Origin of the sequence: Mycobacterium sp. (genome assembly GCF_049608025.1) — a bacterium.
Taxonomy (GTDB): Bacteria; Actinomycetota; Actinomycetes; order Mycobacteriales; family Mycobacteriaceae; genus Mycobacterium.
Genome location: NZ_JBMYXC010000010.1, coordinates 80,562 through 96,639, shown reverse-complemented (window position 1 = coordinate 96,639; position 16,078 = coordinate 80,562). Strand labels below are relative to the sequence as shown.

Here is a 16,078-nt window from a genome sequence, read left to right as displayed (position 1 = left end):
CCGGCGCAGCGAGATCAGTCGCAAGGACGTCGCCATCGTGCTCGGCTGCGGACCGGTCGGATTGGCCGTCATCTGCCACCTGAAAGCCCAAGGCGTAGGCACCATCGTGGCCAGCGACTTCTCGCCGGGGCGGCGGGCTTTGGCCGCCCGATGCGGCGCTCATATCGTCGTCGACCCTGCGGTCGGCTCCCCCTATGCGGCGGTGCCCGCCAAGCAGCAGGGCCTCACCAGCCTGCCCGCGCTCTACGAACTCGGGGTGGGATCGATGCAGAAACTGCGACGTCTGCCGGGATGGTCGCACGTCTATCGGGCGATGGACCGCCTCGGCGCCACCGCTCCCAAGCGGCCGGTCATCTTCGAGTGCGTCGGCGTTCCCGGAATGATCGACGGGGTGATCGGTGCGGCACCGCTGGCGTCGCGGATCGTCGTCGTCGGCGTCTGCATGGGCGAGGACAAGTTGCGGCCCGCCATGGCTGTCGGCAAGGAGATCGACATGCGGTTCGTCTTCGGTTACACGCCACTGGAGTTCCGTGACACCCTGCACATGCTCGCCGACGGGAAGTTGGACGCGTCGGCGCTGGTGACCGGCACCGTCGGCCTGGACGGCGTCGCGACGGCATTCGAGGCTCTCGGCGACCCCGAAGCGCACGCCAAAATCCTCATCGACCCGGCCAGTCAGGCGACCGCACCTTAGCGGGCCCCAGGCCTCGATCTTCGTGATCTGGCGGTTGACGCGGACCGGCATCAATCGTGGACCATCATCAGTGTCGTACCCCCCTGCGATGATGACACCATGTCCTCGACCGCAACCTCTTTGGCCGCGCAGACCTGCGGTGTTGAGCGCCTTGAGGAGTTGTTCGAGGAATTGGCCGAGTTGACCGGTCAGCGCAACGCGATCGACGGGCGCATCGTGGAGATCGTGGCCGAGGTGAACCGCGACGAACTGTGGGGCGCCACCGGTGCACGGTCATTGTCGGCGTTGGTGGCCTGGAAAACCGGCGCGGCACCGCGCAACGCAGACACGGTTGTCGCGGTCGCACGTCGGCTTGAGCAGTTCCCCCGCTGCGCAGCCAGCATGCGGCAGGGCCGGCTGTCGCTGGATCAGGTCGGCGTCATCGCCGACCGCGCGGCCGACGGATCCGACGCGCACTACGCGGAACTGGCCGAAAACGCGACGGTCAGCCAGCTGCGCACCGCGGTCAAGCTCGAACCACGACCCGAACCAGATCCACGACCCGAACCCCCACGCTCGATCAGCAAGACCGTCGATGATGCGTACACCACCTGGCGGATCCGACTACCTCGTGTCGAAGCAGCCACCTTTGACGCTGCCCTGCAGTCTCATCACGACGCACAGATCGCCGAATGGAAGCGGGATCACGACACCGGTGACCGGGCCGGCGATCAGGCGCCCCCGTTTCCCGACACGGTCGCGGCATTCATGAGCCTGATCGGAGCGGGCTGGGATGCCGAGGTGGCCCGCAGACCGCACGGCCACCACACCACCGTGGTCGCCCATCTCGACGTCGCACAACGGGTGGCTTCCCTGCATCTGGGCCCGTTGCTATCCGATGATGAGCGGCAATTCTTGACCTGCGACGCCACCTGCGAAGTCTGGTTCGAACGTGACGGCCAGGTCATCGGAACCGGACGGACCACCCGAACGGTCAGCCGACGGCTGCGTCGTGCGCTCGAGCATCGGGACCGCTGCTGCGCGGTTCCCGGCTGTGGCGCCACCCGAGGACTGCACGCCCACCACATCCGGCACTGGGAAGACGGCGGCCTCACCGAACTCGACAATCTCGTGCTGGTGTGCCCTTACCACCACCGGTTACACCATCGGGGCACGATCACCATCACCGGACCCGCCCAACACCTCACAGTAAGCGACAGTGACGGCCAACCACTGGGCGCCGGATCACTGGCCCGCCCACCGACGAAACCCCCGCCCGCAGTCGCACCATGTCCCGGCCCCACCGGCGAACGCGCCGACTGGTGGTGGTACCAACCCTTCCAACCACAACCACCACCGGCCATTGACCAGGCCAGCTAGAGACGTTGCTTGTCACCGGCGCTCCGCCTCCTTGGTCGTCGGGACAGTTGTGGACCGCCTGCGGGAAGGGACACTCGTTGCGCAGCAACACTTCAGCCGCCGCTGGAGCCAGAAGTGATGGAACCTAATCGTGGACCGCATCCAGCGCGCGAAAGATCCGTTGTTCGCTGACCGGCCGGGCGGTCCCGAGTTGCTGGGCCCACAGGCTGACCCTCAACTCCTCGATGAGCCAGGCGATGTCGCGGACATCTGCGGACCCTGCCCTCGCCGGTGACAGCGCCGAAACGAGTTCATCGTAGGAGTCCTGGACCACGGCTATCCGGGCCATCCGGTCCCGGTCAGCGGCCGGCGCCTGCGGCAACCTCTCCAGGCGGCGGTTCACCGCGGCCAGGTAACGGGCGAGATCACCGAGACGACCCGCACCGGCAGCCGCGACGAACCCGGCAGGCATCAGCCGCGCCAGTTGGGCGCGAATGTCGGCGACTGCCTCGGCCTGCGCGGGGGTCGGCGTATCCGGCAGTGTGATCTGCACCTGGTGCAGGGCGGCGAGCACCTTTTCGACGCGGCGTGCTACATCCAGGGTGGTGGGGGTTAAAGCACTGGCCAATCGGGTTCGCGCAGAATCGAACTCATGCCGGGTCCAGACCGGCTCCGGAACGAGCAGCGCGACGGCCGCATCGGCACAGTCCTCGATCAGTGCAGCCAGCGATCCGTCGGGGTTGTTACCCAGGACCAGCTTGGTTCGGGTATCAAGGCCCCGCTCAACCGGTTTCGCAACCGACGGCCCGGTAAGCCGTAACAGTCGCAGGCTTCCCGACACTGCGCTGGCGGCCTGCTCAGCGGGTGTCGCGAACACCCGAACATCCACTGCAGAAGCCCGGTCGACCAGGGCCGGATAACCGCGGACCGCATGTCCGGAACTTCCGCTGCTCTCGACGACCCTCGGCAATTCGTCGAGATCGTCTGGCCAGCCGCGTAGACCCGAGCGCTCGAGTCCATCCGCCAGCGCGGCCGCTACGGCCTGCCGGACCGGTGCGGCGAGATGGTCCTGAAGTTCAGCGAGGTTCTTCCCCCGCGCCACCACGGCGCCGTCCGCGGCTTCGACGGCGAAGGTCACCCGGAGGTGCTGCGGCAGCTTGTCGAGATCGAACGCATCGACGGGAACCAGAATCCCTGTCATCCTTCGTAGTTCGCGCTGCACGGCGTCCAACAGGTATTCGACGTCGGGCGGGATTGCCCGGAGCAATGCCCGGGCGGTATCGGGCGCCGGTACGAAGTTGCGTCGCAGTCCCTTCGGCAGACTGCGAATCAGCGCGATGAGGAGTTCCTCGCGTAGCGCGGGAACCTGCCATGCGAAGTCGTCGCCGCCCAGTCGGGCTAGCACATCGACCGGAACATGCACGGTGACACCGTCATCAGCGGCATTCGGGTCGTACCGGTAGGACAGCGGCAGCGCCAGATCGCCAGACTGCCAGGTCTCCGGATGGTCGGTGTCTTCCTCGCTGCGCATCAGGTCGCCGCGACTCAGGGTGAGCAAATCCGGAGCGCGCCGCCGCTGTTTGCGCCACCAACCGTCGAAGTGGCGCACCGACACGATGTCCTCGGGAACGCGCGCGTCGTAGAACCGACATATCTCGTCGTCATCGACCAGCATGTCCCGGCGGCGGGCGCGCTCCTCGAGTGCGGCGAGTTCTGCCCGCAACTGCGCGTTGTCTCTGAAGAAATGGTGTCGGGTCTCCCAGTCGCCCTCGACGAGCGCATGCCGGATGAACAACTCCCGGGCGGCCTCCGGATCGATCTGCCCGTAGCCGACGCGGCGGCGCGCGACGATCGGCAGCCCGTAGAGCGTCACCCTTTCGTAGGCCATCGCCTCGCCGCGCTTGGCATCCCAATGCGGCTCGCTGTAGTTCCTCTGCACCAGGTGTCCGGCAAGACGCTCGACCGACTCCGGCTCGATTCGCGCCGCGGTGCGTCCGTAGAGCCTGCTGGTTTCGACGAGATCGGCAACCAGGACCCAGCGCGGGGGGTGGCGGGTAAGCACCGAGCCCGGCGCGAGGACGAATTTCGAGTTGCGGGCGCCCTGATAGGTACGTCCATCGCCCTCCCGCAGCCCGATGTGTGACAGCAATCCAGCAGTCAGCGCAGCGTGCACGGCTACGGTGTCCGCAGGATCGTCCTGCTCACGGATACCAAGATCGCGGCAGATGGAGCGCAGCTGACCTACCAGGTCCTGCCACTCACGGATACGTAGGTAGTGCAGGTATTCCTGGCGGCACATCCGCCGAAAGGAGCTGCCGGAGCGTTCCTTCCGCTGCTCGCCGAGGTATCGCCACAGGTTGAGGAAGGACGCGAAATCCGAGCGTGCGTCAGCGAATCTGGCGTGCTTCTCACGGGCGGATTCCTCCCGGTCGGCGGGTCTTTCGCGGGGGTCTGGAATCGACAATGCCGCGGCGAGCACCAGCACCTCCCGCACGCATCCCTCGGCATCGGCCTGAAGCAACATCCTGCCCAGCCGTGGATCCACCGGGATCCTGGCCAGCCTGCGGCCGGTGTCGGTCAGCGCTCCGTTCTTGTCGAAGGCGCCGAGTTCCTGCAGCAGGGTCACGCCGTCGCGGATGCTGCGCGCGTCGGGCGGGTCGAGGAACCCGAAGTCCTCCACCGCACCGAGATCGAGAGCAGCCATCTGCAGGATGACGGCCGCGAGGTTGGTGCGCAGCAGTTCGGGGTCGGTGTAGCGGGGACGGGCGTCAAAGTCGGCTTCGGGGTAGAGCCGGATACACACCCCCGGCGCGGTCCGTCCGCATCGACCGGCCCGCTGCTGCGCCGAAGCCTGCGAAATAGGCTCGATGGGCAAGCGCTGCACCTTGGTTCGGCGGCTGTACCGCGAGATGCGGGCGGTGCCGGGATCGACCACGTAGCGGATTCCGGGCACGGTCAGCGACGTCTCGGCGACGTTGGTGGCCAGCACGACACGGCGTTTCGCCCGGCTCGGCACGAAGACCTTCTGTTGTTCGGCGGTCGGCAGTCTCGCGTACAGCGGAAGCACCTCGAGGTCCGAACCGACAGCGCTGCCGAGTGCTTCACGGGTGTCACGGATCTCGCGCTCACCGGACAGGAACACCAGCACGTCGCCGGGCGGTTCAGCAGCCAGTTCGGCGACCGCGTCGACGATGGCCTCGGTCGGATCGCGAAGCTCGGTGCGGACGACCTCGTGGTCGGGATCGTCAGGATCGTCAGTCCCGTTGCTGGAGCCGGCCGCCGAGACAGTGACTTCCAATGGACGGTAACGGATTTCGACGGGATAGGTGCGGCCCGACACCTCGACGATGGGCGCACCGTTGAAGTGTGCCGCGAACCGCTCGGGCTCGATCGTCGCTGAGGTGACGATCACTTTCAGATCGGGTCGCCGCGGCAGCAGTTCCCGCAGATAGCCGAGCAGGAAGTCGATGTTGAGGCTGCGCTCGTGGGCCTCGTCGAGAATGAGGGTGTCGTAGCGCAGCAGCCGGCGATCACGCTGGATCTCGGCGAGCAGGATGCCGTCGGTCATCAGCTTCACCAGCGTGCGATCGCCGGCCCGGTCGTTGAAGCGCACGGAGTAGCCCACGGCATCGCCCAGCGGCGTGGCGAGTTCGTCGGCGATGCGCTGGGCGACGGTGCGTGCGGCCAACCGCCGCGGCTGGGTGTGGCCGATCGTGCCCCGGACGCCACGTCCGAGTTCGAGACAGATCTTCGGCAGCTGCGTGGTTTTGCCGGACCCGGTCGCGCCGGCGACCACCACAACCTGATGTTCGGCGATGGCCTTGGCGAGATCGTCCCGCCGCTCGCTGACGGGTAGATCGGGATAGGTGATCTCGGGGACCGCGGCCATCCGGGTCGCGACGAGCGTTTCGGCCGCGGCGAACTGCTGGTTCAGTCGCCCCAACTGGTCGACAGTGGGCGCTCGCAACCCTCTGAGCCTGCGGCCGAGCCTGGCCGCATCACGAAGCGTCAGCCCGTCCAGCCGCCCGCGCAGGGCCTGCACGTCGGCATTCGACGGATCGGACATCTAGGGCTGGTCCGGCGACCAGTACTCCAGCATCGCGGCGAAAGTCTGGAACGCCGGCGTGTTCACGCCATAGGTGGCTTCGAAGTGGACGCTCAACGGGAAGCCGAGCGCACCCACACCATCGACCACCCGCTTGTACAAATCGAGCATCAGGTTGCGCCGTTCGGCGGGTTCGCTGCCGGCGAGCGTCTTGACGAACTCCTGCTCGGCGGCCACCGCCGCATTGCCCGGATCCTGAATCAGCCAGTCGATCAGACCGACCTTGCCCTCGACCTTGGGCACAAAACCGAACGACAGCAGGATTTCGGGTCGATGCTCCGTCATGGCGGCGAACTCGGTGAGAAACGCGACGATCGCGTCCGAGTACAGCAGCTGAGTCATGCCGTAGGTGGCACCCCGATTGCATTTGAACTCGAAGCGCCCGTGTTCGGCTTCCCGGGTCGGGATCAGGATCACGCCGCGGTTGTCGACGACGCCGTCGAAAATCGACAACGCGTCGGTGGGTGCGACGCCGCTGCCCTCGCCGTCGTTGAGGGTGCGGGGGACCCCGACGAACGCGATCCCGTCGAACCCGCTGTCACCCAACTGGGTCAGTCGGGCACGCAGCGCGCGCTCATCCATGAACGCGGTCACCTGGGTGCACAGGCCGTTGATCCCGGGAAGCTCGGGCTTGATCATCGACCAGAAGTCCAGAACGTCCAGCTTCGGCTTCATCTCGATGGGCCGATCGTCATCCTCTTCGATCATTCCCGGGATCATGACGTGGCGGATTCGCCCGGCCAGACCTGCCTCCGCCGAGCATCGCAGTACCTTCTCGGCGTCCTCGAGTGCCCGCTCACGGCCCCGTTCGACATTCGGCGGCACCAGTTCCAGGGCAATGGTGTTCAGACTCACAGCGTTGCTCCACATCTGACATCGACTGTTCCCGGCGGCCCGCCGACGTCCGTCGTCTCCAGGTCATTCGGCCTTACATCCCCGCCGCCAGAGGAGGTTCACCCTACCGACAGCCAGATTCTCGGCTTTGCGCGGACGACCCAGTGCCAGATCACACTCGGCACTGAGCTTTCATAGGGGCACAGCCATCATGAAAATCCTGCGCAGTCCGAAGACATCCCGCACGCTGGTCGCGACGCTGGCCCTGATCGCCAGCCTCGTCGCGGCCTGCACCGTCGGCGACTCAGGTCGTGGTTCCGCCCCGGCCCGCCCGAGCTCCCCGTTCGACCCGACGCCGGCCAAACCCACGGGACCCCTTCTCGCCTACCGGGCGTTCGACGAGATCGGGCTCGTCGATGGCACCAGCGTGATCGCCTCGTCGCCGGGCACCTTCGAGCCCTCCAACGACCTTATTGCCACCGCGGACGGCCGCTTCCTCTTCGCGCGCACCACCGACAACCGGGTCGCCACGCTCGAGGTCGACACCAGGAAGACAACGACTCGCCCAGTGCCGGTGGGACCGGTTCTGGGAACCGGTGATGGCAGCACCATCATCTGGTGGGAGCAGCCGAATCGCCTGATGCAGCTGGACCTGGCGGACCCGGACGCACAACCCGTGCTGCACCAGACGGTCGAACTCCCCCCGGTGGCAGGGGTGCGCCCGGGTGAGCCGCGACTGCTCGTCGCTCGCGGCGGCACCGCGGTGATCGCGCGGGTGGAGGCTCCACCGTCGCCGTTCGGTGGCCCCGACACCCTGTACGTCGCGCACGGTCCAGGTGCGCCGACCAGGCTCGGCCAGGCTGAGGCGAACTCACCGGTTTCGGTGGCACGGCTGAGCGCCGACGGTACCCAGCTCGCATACGCTCTGTACCAGGGCAGGGACAGCGCCTGCGGGAACGCATCGGTCGTATTGTCCGACGCCGACGGCGACCAGCAGACCTTCGACGTGGCAGGCCCGGACGCCGCTAGCGGGTCGAGGGTGCCGAAGCTCTGGTGGCCGCCGACTGGTCCTCCCAGGCTGAGCCTGGCGACCTGGCAGTGCGACCAGCCCACGTTGTATTCGCCTCTGGTGTGGCAATTGGACACAGCAGGCCCCGGCAACATCCAGGAGATCACCCCGCCGGCCGCGGCGCTGGAGACTGGCGACGTCGCGCCCGGCCAGCGCGCGCTGGTCTTGCCGAAGAGCGGCGCATACACCGAGCCGACGGGGACGCTGGTGCTCGAGGACAGCGATCGCCGGACCTCGATCAAAGACGGGGTCGACGCGATCGCCGTGATTCCGCCGCCTCAGTAGGCTGGATGAGGTGAGCATCGCACTACAGGGCTGGTTCGGCCGGGAGCTTCCCGAGTTGGCGGTGCACTGGCAGGCGGAGGCGGCGCCCGAGCCCAAGCTCGTCATCCTCAACGAACCACTGGCAGCCGAACTCGGCCTCGACCCCACCTGGTTGCGTAGCGCCGAGGGGCTGGGCCTGCTGGTAGGCACGACGGTCCCCGACGACGCGACGCCCGTCGCGCAGGCTTACGCAGGCCACCAGTTCGGCGGTTTCGTCCCCCGCCTCGGGGACGGCCGCGCATTGCTGCTCGGTGAAATCGTCGACGCCGGCGGCCGGGTACGGGACCTCCACCTCAAAGGTTCGGGCCGGACGCCGTTCGCCCGGGGCGGCGACGGACTGGCCGCGATCGGACCGATGCTGCGCGAGTACCTCATCAGCGAGGCCATGCACGCGCTGCACATCCCGACTACTCGCGCTCTCGCGGTGGCCGAGACAGGACGGCCGGTATATCGGGAGACGGTGTTGCCCGGGGCCGTGCTCGCCCGCGTAGCAGACAGCCATCTCCGAGTCGGCTCGTTTCAGTACGCCGCCGAGATTTCTCAATCGACGGGGAATCTCGATCTGTTGCGCAGGCTGGCCGACCACGCGATCGCACGGCACCATCCGGCTGCGGCCGCGGCCGACAACCCCTACGTCGCCCTGCTCGAGGCGGTCAGCACCGTGCAGGCCGAGCTGATCGCCCGCTGGATGCTGGCCGGTTTCGTGCACGGGGTGATGAACACCGACAACACGACCATCTCGGGCGAGACCATCGACTACGGACCGTGCGCCTTCATGGAGAGCTTCGATCCGGCAACCGTATTCAGCTCGATCGACACTGGCGGTCGCTACGCATACGGCAACCAGCCCGGGATCGCGCTGTGGAATCTGACCCGCTTCGCCGAAGCGCTGCTGCCGCTGTTCGTATCCGGCACCGAAGACGTATCCGGCACCGAAGACCTCGAGCGCGCCGTCGAGCTGGCGAAGTCGGCTCTGGACGGCTTCGCCGGCCGCTACCAGCAGAGCTGGTCGGCCGGCATGCAGGCCAAGCTCGGAGTTGCGCACGCTTCTGTCGAGGCGGTGGCCCCGCTCATCGAGGAGTTGCTCCCACAGATGCAGCAGAACCAGATCGACCACACGTCGTTCTATCGCCGACTCAGCCAGGCAGCTCGCGGAGACGCCGAACCGGTGCGCGGCGAGTTCATCGACCTGGCGAGATTCGACGGCTGGGCCACCCGATGGCGGGCACTGGCTCCCGACCCGGAGGCGATGGATCTCGTCAACCCCATCTACATCCCGCGCAACCACCTCGTCGAAGAAGCGTTGGCGGCAGCCAACGCGGGCGACCTGGAGCCGTTCCTGCGACTGCTGGACGCCGTCGGATCCCCGTTCGAGGAACGGCCTGGATTCGCGCGCTTCGCCGAGCCCGCCGAGCAGCAGTTCAGCACGTCCTTTCAAACTTTCTGTGGAACCTGACCGCACCGGCGTACCGTTGCCTACACCATCAGCTACACCATTAGACGAAGACAGCAAGCAGCTACGGCCACAGGAGACCCCTTGAGCGACGACAGTGCCAGGCTTGGGCTGCAAGACCTGATGTTCATCTACGGCGAGACATCGAGTTCGAAGATGCACGTCGCGGGGCTTCTGCCGTTCACACCGCCCGCCGATCTACCGCGCGACTACCTGCGGGACATGATCGACGAGGCGCGGCGGCAGAAGGTGGTGGCACCGTGGAACCGCAAACTGGCCCACCCGAGGTTGCAGTTCAGCCCGGTCCACGATTGGGTGACCGACGACGACTTCGACTTCGACTATCACGTCCGACGGTCGGCCCTTGCGAGTCCGGGCGACGAACGGGAGCTGGGCATCCTGGTGTCCCGGCTGCACAGCAATCACCTCGACCTGACCAGGCCGCCCTGGGAGATCCACGTCATCGAGGGACTCGAGGGTGGACGCTTCGCGTTTTACATGAAGATCCACCACGCGCTCGTCGACGGCTACAGCGCGATGAAAATGCTGGCGCGCAGCCTTTCGCCCGACCCAGAGGCGCGCGATACCCAGATGTTCTTCAACGTGCCCATGCCGTCCCGCTCGCGTCCCCCGACCGCGGACTCGGGAATCTCGCTGAATCCACTGACCGCCACGATGCGCGCACTCGGCGGCATCAGCTCGGCGGTCACCGACGGGGTCACCTCCGCAGTCGATCTCACCAACGCGCTGGTCAACACCCAGATCCGGCGCGACGGCGAGTACGGCCATATCGCGGGTTCGGTGTCCGCGCCGCACAGCATCCTCAACGCGCGAATCAGCCGCAACCGCCGCTTCGCCACCCAGCAGTACGAATTCGATCGGTTGAAGGCGGTGGGCTCTCAGCACGGCGCGACGATCAACGATGTCGCGCTGGCCATCATCGGCGGCGGTCTGCGCAAGTTCCTGGCCGATATCGACGAGTTGCCGGAGCGCTCGCTGATCGCGTTCCTTCCGGTAAATGTGCGGCCCAAGGGCGACGAGGGCGGCGGCAACGCGGTGGGAGCCATCTTGGCCCCGATGGGCACCGACATCGAGGATCCCGTCGAGCGTCTGGCGACGATCACGGCGGCCACGCGAGCCTCCAAGGCCCAGCTCCAGACGATGTCACCGGCGGCCATCGTCGCCTACAGCGCGGCATTGCTGGCTCCGGCAGGCGGACAGATCGCGGGCGCTTTGACGGGCGTGAAACCGCCGTGGCCCTACACTTTCAACCTGTGCGTGTCCAACGTCCCCGGCCCCCGGGAACCCTTGTACTTCAACGGTTCCCGATTGGAAGCGACGTATCCGGTGTCTATTCCGATGCACGGGATGGCGCTGAACGTCACACTGCAGAGCTACGCCGACAGCATGAACTTCGGCTTCATCGGCTGCCGCGACGCCTTACCGCACCTTCAGCGGCTTGCGGTGTACACCGGCGATGCGCTGGGCGAGCTCGAGAAGGCTTCGCTGGGCTGACGACCCTCCAGATTCTGGTACTGGCCATCGGCGAGGTCACAAACAGGCTCGACTGGTTGGACATACCAACGGGCTGCCTCCACTGAAAGATCGCGGATCCGCGACCCAGACGGTCACCCGTTCTGCCTAACGCACCATATTGTAGGATAGGCTATCCTTATTCATAGCGCGGGGTGTGCCTTCTGGCCATGCCGCCCGGATTGTGCAGATGGGCAGGAGTGGGGTCTTCTCGTGTTACAGCCGCAGCAGTTACCCGGGCCTCATGCCGATCACTGGGACTGGCAGTTGCTCGCCGCGTGCCGTGGCGTCGACTCATCGATGTTTTTCCACCCCGACAGCGAACGCGGCCGAGCCCGCGAGCAACGCGAACTGCGAGCAAAAGAGATGTGCCGGAGCTGCCCGGTAATCGCCCAGTGCCGCTCGCACGCACTAGCCGTCGGCGAACACTACGGCATCTGGGGCGGGCTGTCGGAATCTGATCGTCACGGTAGCCGCCGAGCACGGCCTGCGTGAACGAGACAACGCGATCTCGGATTCCGGGGCGAAGTCGAGAAATTGATGGGTCACGTTCGGTCCCGCCGCACGGCCTGTAGGCCATCGCGGGCACCCAGGGGTGCGGCGCTGGGCGGCGGAGCAGGCGTCGACCCCGATTCGGAAACTTAGGTTGCCCTACCCTTAGCTTGAGGCTACTGTTCGACCGTCCGGATATCTGTTCATCTCACATCGAAAGAGTTGTCGTATGCGTACTGCCCCTGCCCCCTATCACCGCCCCGGCCGGCGGGCTTTCGCTGTCGGGGCTGTCCTACTGGCGGGATTGGCTGGCTGTTCGAGCAACGCATCCGACAAGGCAATGTCGGGGGACAACCGCTACAAACAAACCAACCTGGTCGCCGATCATCCGGAATACAACGCCGAATTCACGCAGGAAGACTTCGTCAACGCCTGGGGGCTGGCGAATCGGCCATCGGGAGCGGGCGGACACTTCTGGGTCGGCGCCGGCGGGATCTCCTTTGAGTACGTCGGCGATGTCACCCGCTCCGATGATCCCGAGCTGCAGAAGCTGTTCCAAAACGCGCTCGCCGAAGTAGCGGTTCCCGGCGCGGACGCTGACAGCAGCGATGACACCATCGGCAAGGTCACTGGAGTAGTCTTCAACGGCGCAGATATCCGGTCGGACGTGTTTGCCGTCACCGGCCAACCCGTCGAAGTCGACGGTAGAACCGAGATGCTCGCCGGATCTTCGCGGTTCATCTTCGCTACCGACTCCGGGTCGATCTCGGGATGGACCGAGATGAATGCCGACGGCGACATCGTGCGACACAATGGCCCTGCCGTCGAAACGTTTAACGGCGAAGACCGGGGCATGGCGTTCTTCGGCATTGCGATCAAACCAGGCGCGGGCGATACGTTGCTCGCCGCCGACTTCGGCGAGCAACCCCAGATCCGGCAGTTCGACCAGTATTGGCGCCTGCAGCCGACCGCAGGCTTCGTTAATCCGTTCGCCACCGGAGATCCGGTCGACCCGACTGACCCCGGGAAGGGAAAAACACTCAGCCCCGGCGACCCTGGTCCGTTCAACGTCACGACGATCGGTGACCGGGTCTTTGTCGCCTACGCGAAAACCCAAGCCACCGAAGCTGATCCCGCCGCTTTCGACTCCGGCGAAGAAGACTCGGTGAACATCGAGATCGAAAAGGCCGTCGATAACCGTCCGGACAAGGGCAAGCTCGCCGAGTTCGACAGCAATGGCGACCTGGTCCGGATCTATGAGGACGGTGGCCGGCTCAACGCCCCGTGGGGGGTCGCGCTAGCCCCCGACGACTTCGGCGCACTCAGCGGGAAACTGCTGGTCGGCAACTTCGGCGGTGCGGGCCGAATCCTAGGCTTCGACCCTGACACCGGGACGTTCATCGACTACCTCCGCGACGAGGACGGCCAGCCGGCGGCGATCATGGGACTGTGGGCGCTGATGTTCGGTAACGGTGAGAGCCTGGGGGACAGCAACGCGCTCTATTTCACCGCGGGCCCGGCCGAAGAAACCGAAGGGCTCTTCGGCGCCTTGCGGCCAGCCACAGGCTAGATCGCGGATTGCTGTGTCAGACGCGTCCGAGGCCACGTTCACCGCCCAGTTCCGCGGCGACTGCGTGCTGCTGGCGTGCTCGGTCACTGCGGACGTCGCCGAGGTCCGCGTCCACGCCCTCGGGCCTGCAATCGTCCTCGGCGAGCGGGCGTTGTGATGTTCGACCGTCTTGTCGACCATCTCGTCTCGGGTGGTGGGAATCCCGCGCTGCTGACCGCCGATCGGCAAATCTCCTATCGCGAACTCGCCGACCACGTCACGGCCTCCTCTTCCGAGCTCGGCACTCAGCGCAGGCTCGTCCTGCTTGAGACCCGCAATGACACCACCACTCTGGTGAACTACCTGGGCGCGCTGTCTGGCGGCCACGTCGTACTACCGGTGCCCGCCGACGTCGATCACACGGCGACGATCGATACCTACGACCCCGACGTGATCATTCGCGACGGCAGCGTGGCGCACCGCCACCAACCACACCACGAACTGCATCCGGAGCTGGCATTGCTGCTGTCCACGTCCGGCAGCACGGGATCACCGAAGCTGGTGCGCCTGTCGAGGACCAACCTGGCCGCCAACGCCGAGTCCATCGCCACCTACCTCGACATCCGGCGCGCCGACCGAGCCGCAACAACACTTCCCATGTCCTACTGTTACGGCCTCTCGGTCATACACAGCCACTTGATGCGGGGCGCCGCTCTCATCCTGACCGACGACTCGGTCGTCAGTGGCGAATTCTGGGACCTGATGGCACTGCACCACGGGACGACGTTCGCCGGTGTGCCGCACACCTTCGATCTATTAGACCGCATCGGATTCGACGACATGTCGCTACCGCACCTGCGATATATCACCCAGGCAGGCGGAAGGCTTGCACCCGACAAGGTCCGGGGGCTCGCCACCCTCGGCCGTCGCAGAGGCTGGCAACTTGTCGTGATGTACGGGGCCACCGAGGCGACCGCCCGAATGGCTTACCTTCCAACGGAACTCGCGCACGACAATCCGAACTCGATCGGAGTGCCGATCCCCGGTGGCTCGTTCAATGTCGAACCCATCGACGGCATGCCAGACGACGTCGGCGAGCTCGTGTACCGCGGACCCAACGTGATGATGGGCTACGCGAATGATCGCGACGACCTGGCGGCCGGCAGCACGATCGACGCCCTGCGCACCGGCGACCTCGCGCGCAGAGACTCCCGCGGTCTCTATGAGGTGGTCGGCCGCATCAGCCGCTTTGTGAAGCTGTTCGGCCTGCGAATCGACCTGCAAAGGGTCGAAGCCGCCCTGCGTGCCGCAGATGTGACCGCGATCTGCGCAGAGGGGAAGGGCGGGCTGTTAGTGGCCGCTTCCGACCGTCCCCTGGGATGCGACGTGGCACTGGCGGTCGCGGACGCATCCGGCCTCCCCCGGTCGGCGATCCGAGTCCTCGACGTCGACGAGGTCCCTCGGCTGACATCGGGCAAACCCGACTTCCGCGCCGTCCGCGAGTTGGCCGAACGCACCGCGATGCCCGAAGCGGACGGTATCGACCTACGCTCGCTGTTCGCCGATGTACTTCAGCTCGACGCTGCCACAATCGATCCACGCGCCAGTTTCGTGGACCTCGGCGGAAACTCGCTGTCCTACGTGTCGATGTCGGTGCGTCTCGAACGCGCACTCGGCCACCTTCCCGCCGATTGGCAACAATTGCCGCTTCGCGATCTGGAATCCGCGAGCCAACCGCGACGCAGGTGGGGCACCACGCTCGAAACCAGTGTCGCCCTGCGCGCCATCGCCATCGTCCTCGTCGTCGGTTCGCATGCCGGGTTGTGCACGCTGTGGGGCGGCGCACACATTCTGCTCGGCATCGCCGGCTACAACTTCGGCCGCTTCTGCCTCACCCCCTTGCCGCGGATCCAACGGGCCCGTCACCTGGTGAAAACGATCGCCTGGATCGCCGTGCCGTCGGTGTTGTGGGTGGCCGCCGCCCTGGTGGTCACCGACGACTACTACCCGTCAAATCTATTGCTGGCAAACAAGTTCCTCGGACCCCATGACAGCATGACCGCGGGAAGGTTGTGGTTCGTCGAAGTCGTAGTCTGGATTCTGGTGGGCCTGGCGTTGATGTGCTTGACGCCGATCGCCGACCGACTGGAGCGGCGCGGGCCCTTCACATTCGCAGTGGCGTTCGTGGTGCTGGGATTGGCGATCCGCTTCGACGGATTCGACATGGGTAACCGAGGCTGGTTCACCGTTCTGGCGTTCTGGTTCTTCGCCATCGGGTGGGCGGCATCGAAGTCCTCGACGGCCTGGCAACGCGCGGTCGTCACAGCTGTCCTCGCCACGGGGGTCGTCGGCTATTTCGGCAACCCCCACCGGGAACTCCTGGTGTTCATCGGCTTGGGGCTGCTCATCTGGCTGCCCGCTATTCGCTGTCCCTCGGCGTTCACCGTTTCGGCGGGCGTGGTCGCGGAGGCGTCGTTGTGGATCTACCTCATTCACTTCCAGGTGTACCCCCTACTGGGGGAATACCGCCTGCTGGGCGTCATCGCCTCCGTGCTGGCGGGTATCGGCGTGACCCAAGTGGTGACCATGGCACGCAGGCGGTTTCGCATTCAACACGCTCGGTCGGCCACCCCTAGGATGACTGCGCAGGCTCCGCGGTGAGACCCACCAAACCGGCCCCATTCACA

General features: G+C 66.1%; 11 protein-coding genes. 9 read left to right on the top strand and 2 right to left on the bottom strand.

Going from position 1 to position 16,078, the window contains the following annotated elements; all coding sequences use genetic code 11:
• Both ACPGXI_RS05850 and ACPGXI_RS05845 read left to right on the top strand, forming a co-directional pair.
• Positions 1–694, top strand: a 694-nt coding sequence (locus tag ACPGXI_RS05850; protein WP_526650750.1) for an MDR/zinc-dependent alcohol dehydrogenase-like family protein, incomplete at its 5' end; no start/stop codon positions are given.
• Between the two features lie 99 nt (positions 695–793).
• Positions 794–2,053 (top strand): HNH endonuclease signature motif containing protein, encoded by a 1,260-nt coding sequence (locus tag ACPGXI_RS05845; RefSeq protein WP_526650748.1) that lies wholly within the window; start codon positions 794–796, stop codon positions 2,051–2,053.
• Between the two features lie 124 nt (positions 2,054–2,177).
• On the opposite strand, the gene hrpA is transcribed toward ACPGXI_RS05845, so the two are convergent.
• Together hrpA and ACPGXI_RS05835 are read right to left on the bottom strand one after the other, a co-directional pair.
• Complete coding sequence (gene hrpA, locus ACPGXI_RS05840; protein ID WP_526650746.1) at positions 2,178–6,098, bottom strand: ATP-dependent RNA helicase HrpA; 3,921 nt, start codon at positions 6,096–6,098, stop codon at positions 2,178–2,180.
• Positions 6,099–6,992, bottom strand: a complete 894-nt coding sequence (locus tag ACPGXI_RS05835; protein ID WP_526650744.1) for a mycobacterial-type methylenetetrahydrofolate reductase — start codon at positions 6,990–6,992, stop codon at positions 6,099–6,101.
• Positions 6,993–7,182: 190 nt separating this feature from the next.
• Between ACPGXI_RS05835 and ACPGXI_RS05830 the strand changes: the two genes are divergently transcribed.
• The 7 genes from ACPGXI_RS05830 (at position 7,183) to ACPGXI_RS05800 (ending at position 16,052) form a co-directional block, all read left to right on the top strand.
• Positions 7,183–8,325 carry a hypothetical protein gene (locus ACPGXI_RS05830; protein WP_526650742.1) on the top strand — a complete coding sequence of 381 codons (1,143 nt, stop codon included), beginning with the start codon at positions 7,183–7,185 and terminating at the stop codon, positions 8,323–8,325.
• A 10-nt stretch (positions 8,326–8,335) separates the two neighbouring features.
• On the top strand, positions 8,336–9,820 hold the full coding sequence (locus ACPGXI_RS05825; RefSeq protein WP_526650740.1) for a protein adenylyltransferase SelO: 1,485 nt from the start codon (positions 8,336–8,338) through the stop codon (positions 9,818–9,820).
• 81 nt (positions 9,821–9,901) lie between these two features.
• The gene (locus tag ACPGXI_RS05820; protein WP_526650738.1) at positions 9,902–11,332 is read left to right on the top strand and encodes a WS/DGAT/MGAT family O-acyltransferase; all 1,431 of its coding nucleotides are present in this window, start codon (positions 9,902–9,904) and stop codon (positions 11,330–11,332) included.
• Between the two features lie 231 nt (positions 11,333–11,563).
• Positions 11,564–11,845 (top strand): WhiB family transcriptional regulator, encoded by a 282-nt coding sequence (locus ACPGXI_RS05815; RefSeq protein WP_526650736.1) that lies wholly within the window; start codon positions 11,564–11,566, stop codon positions 11,843–11,845.
• 226 nt (positions 11,846–12,071) lie between these two features.
• Entirely contained in the window at positions 12,072–13,412 is a 1,341-nt protein-coding gene (locus tag ACPGXI_RS05810) for a TIGR03118 family protein (protein ID WP_526650734.1), read from the top strand.
• A 13-nt stretch (positions 13,413–13,425) separates the two neighbouring features.
• Entirely contained in the window at positions 13,426–13,569 is a 144-nt protein-coding gene (locus tag ACPGXI_RS05805; RefSeq protein ID WP_526650732.1) for a hypothetical protein, read from the top strand.
• Positions 13,569–16,052, top strand: a complete 2,484-nt coding sequence (locus tag ACPGXI_RS05800) for an AMP-binding protein (RefSeq protein WP_526650730.1) — start codon at positions 13,569–13,571, stop codon at positions 16,050–16,052. The genes ACPGXI_RS05805 and ACPGXI_RS05800 overlap by 1 nt, the downstream gene beginning before the upstream one ends.
• Positions 16,053–16,078 lie beyond the last annotated feature (26 nt).

Coding starts and splice junctions, on each gene's coding strand:
- ACPGXI_RS05800 (WP_526650730.1), top strand. CDS start 13,569: ATGTTCGACCGTCTTGTCGACCATCTCGTCTCGGGTGGTGGGAATCCC.
- ACPGXI_RS05810 (WP_526650734.1), top strand. CDS start 12,072: ATGCGTACTGCCCCTGCCCCCTATCACCGCCCCGGCCGGCGGGCTTTC.
- ACPGXI_RS05830 (WP_526650742.1), top strand. CDS start 7,183: ATGAAAATCCTGCGCAGTCCGAAGACATCCCGCACGCTGGTCGCGACG.
- ACPGXI_RS05845 (WP_526650748.1), top strand. CDS start 794: ATGTCCTCGACCGCAACCTCTTTGGCCGCGCAGACCTGCGGTGTTGAG.
- hrpA (WP_526650746.1), bottom strand. CDS start 6,098: ATGTCCGATCCGTCGAATGCCGACGTGCAGGCCCTGCGCGGGCGGCTG.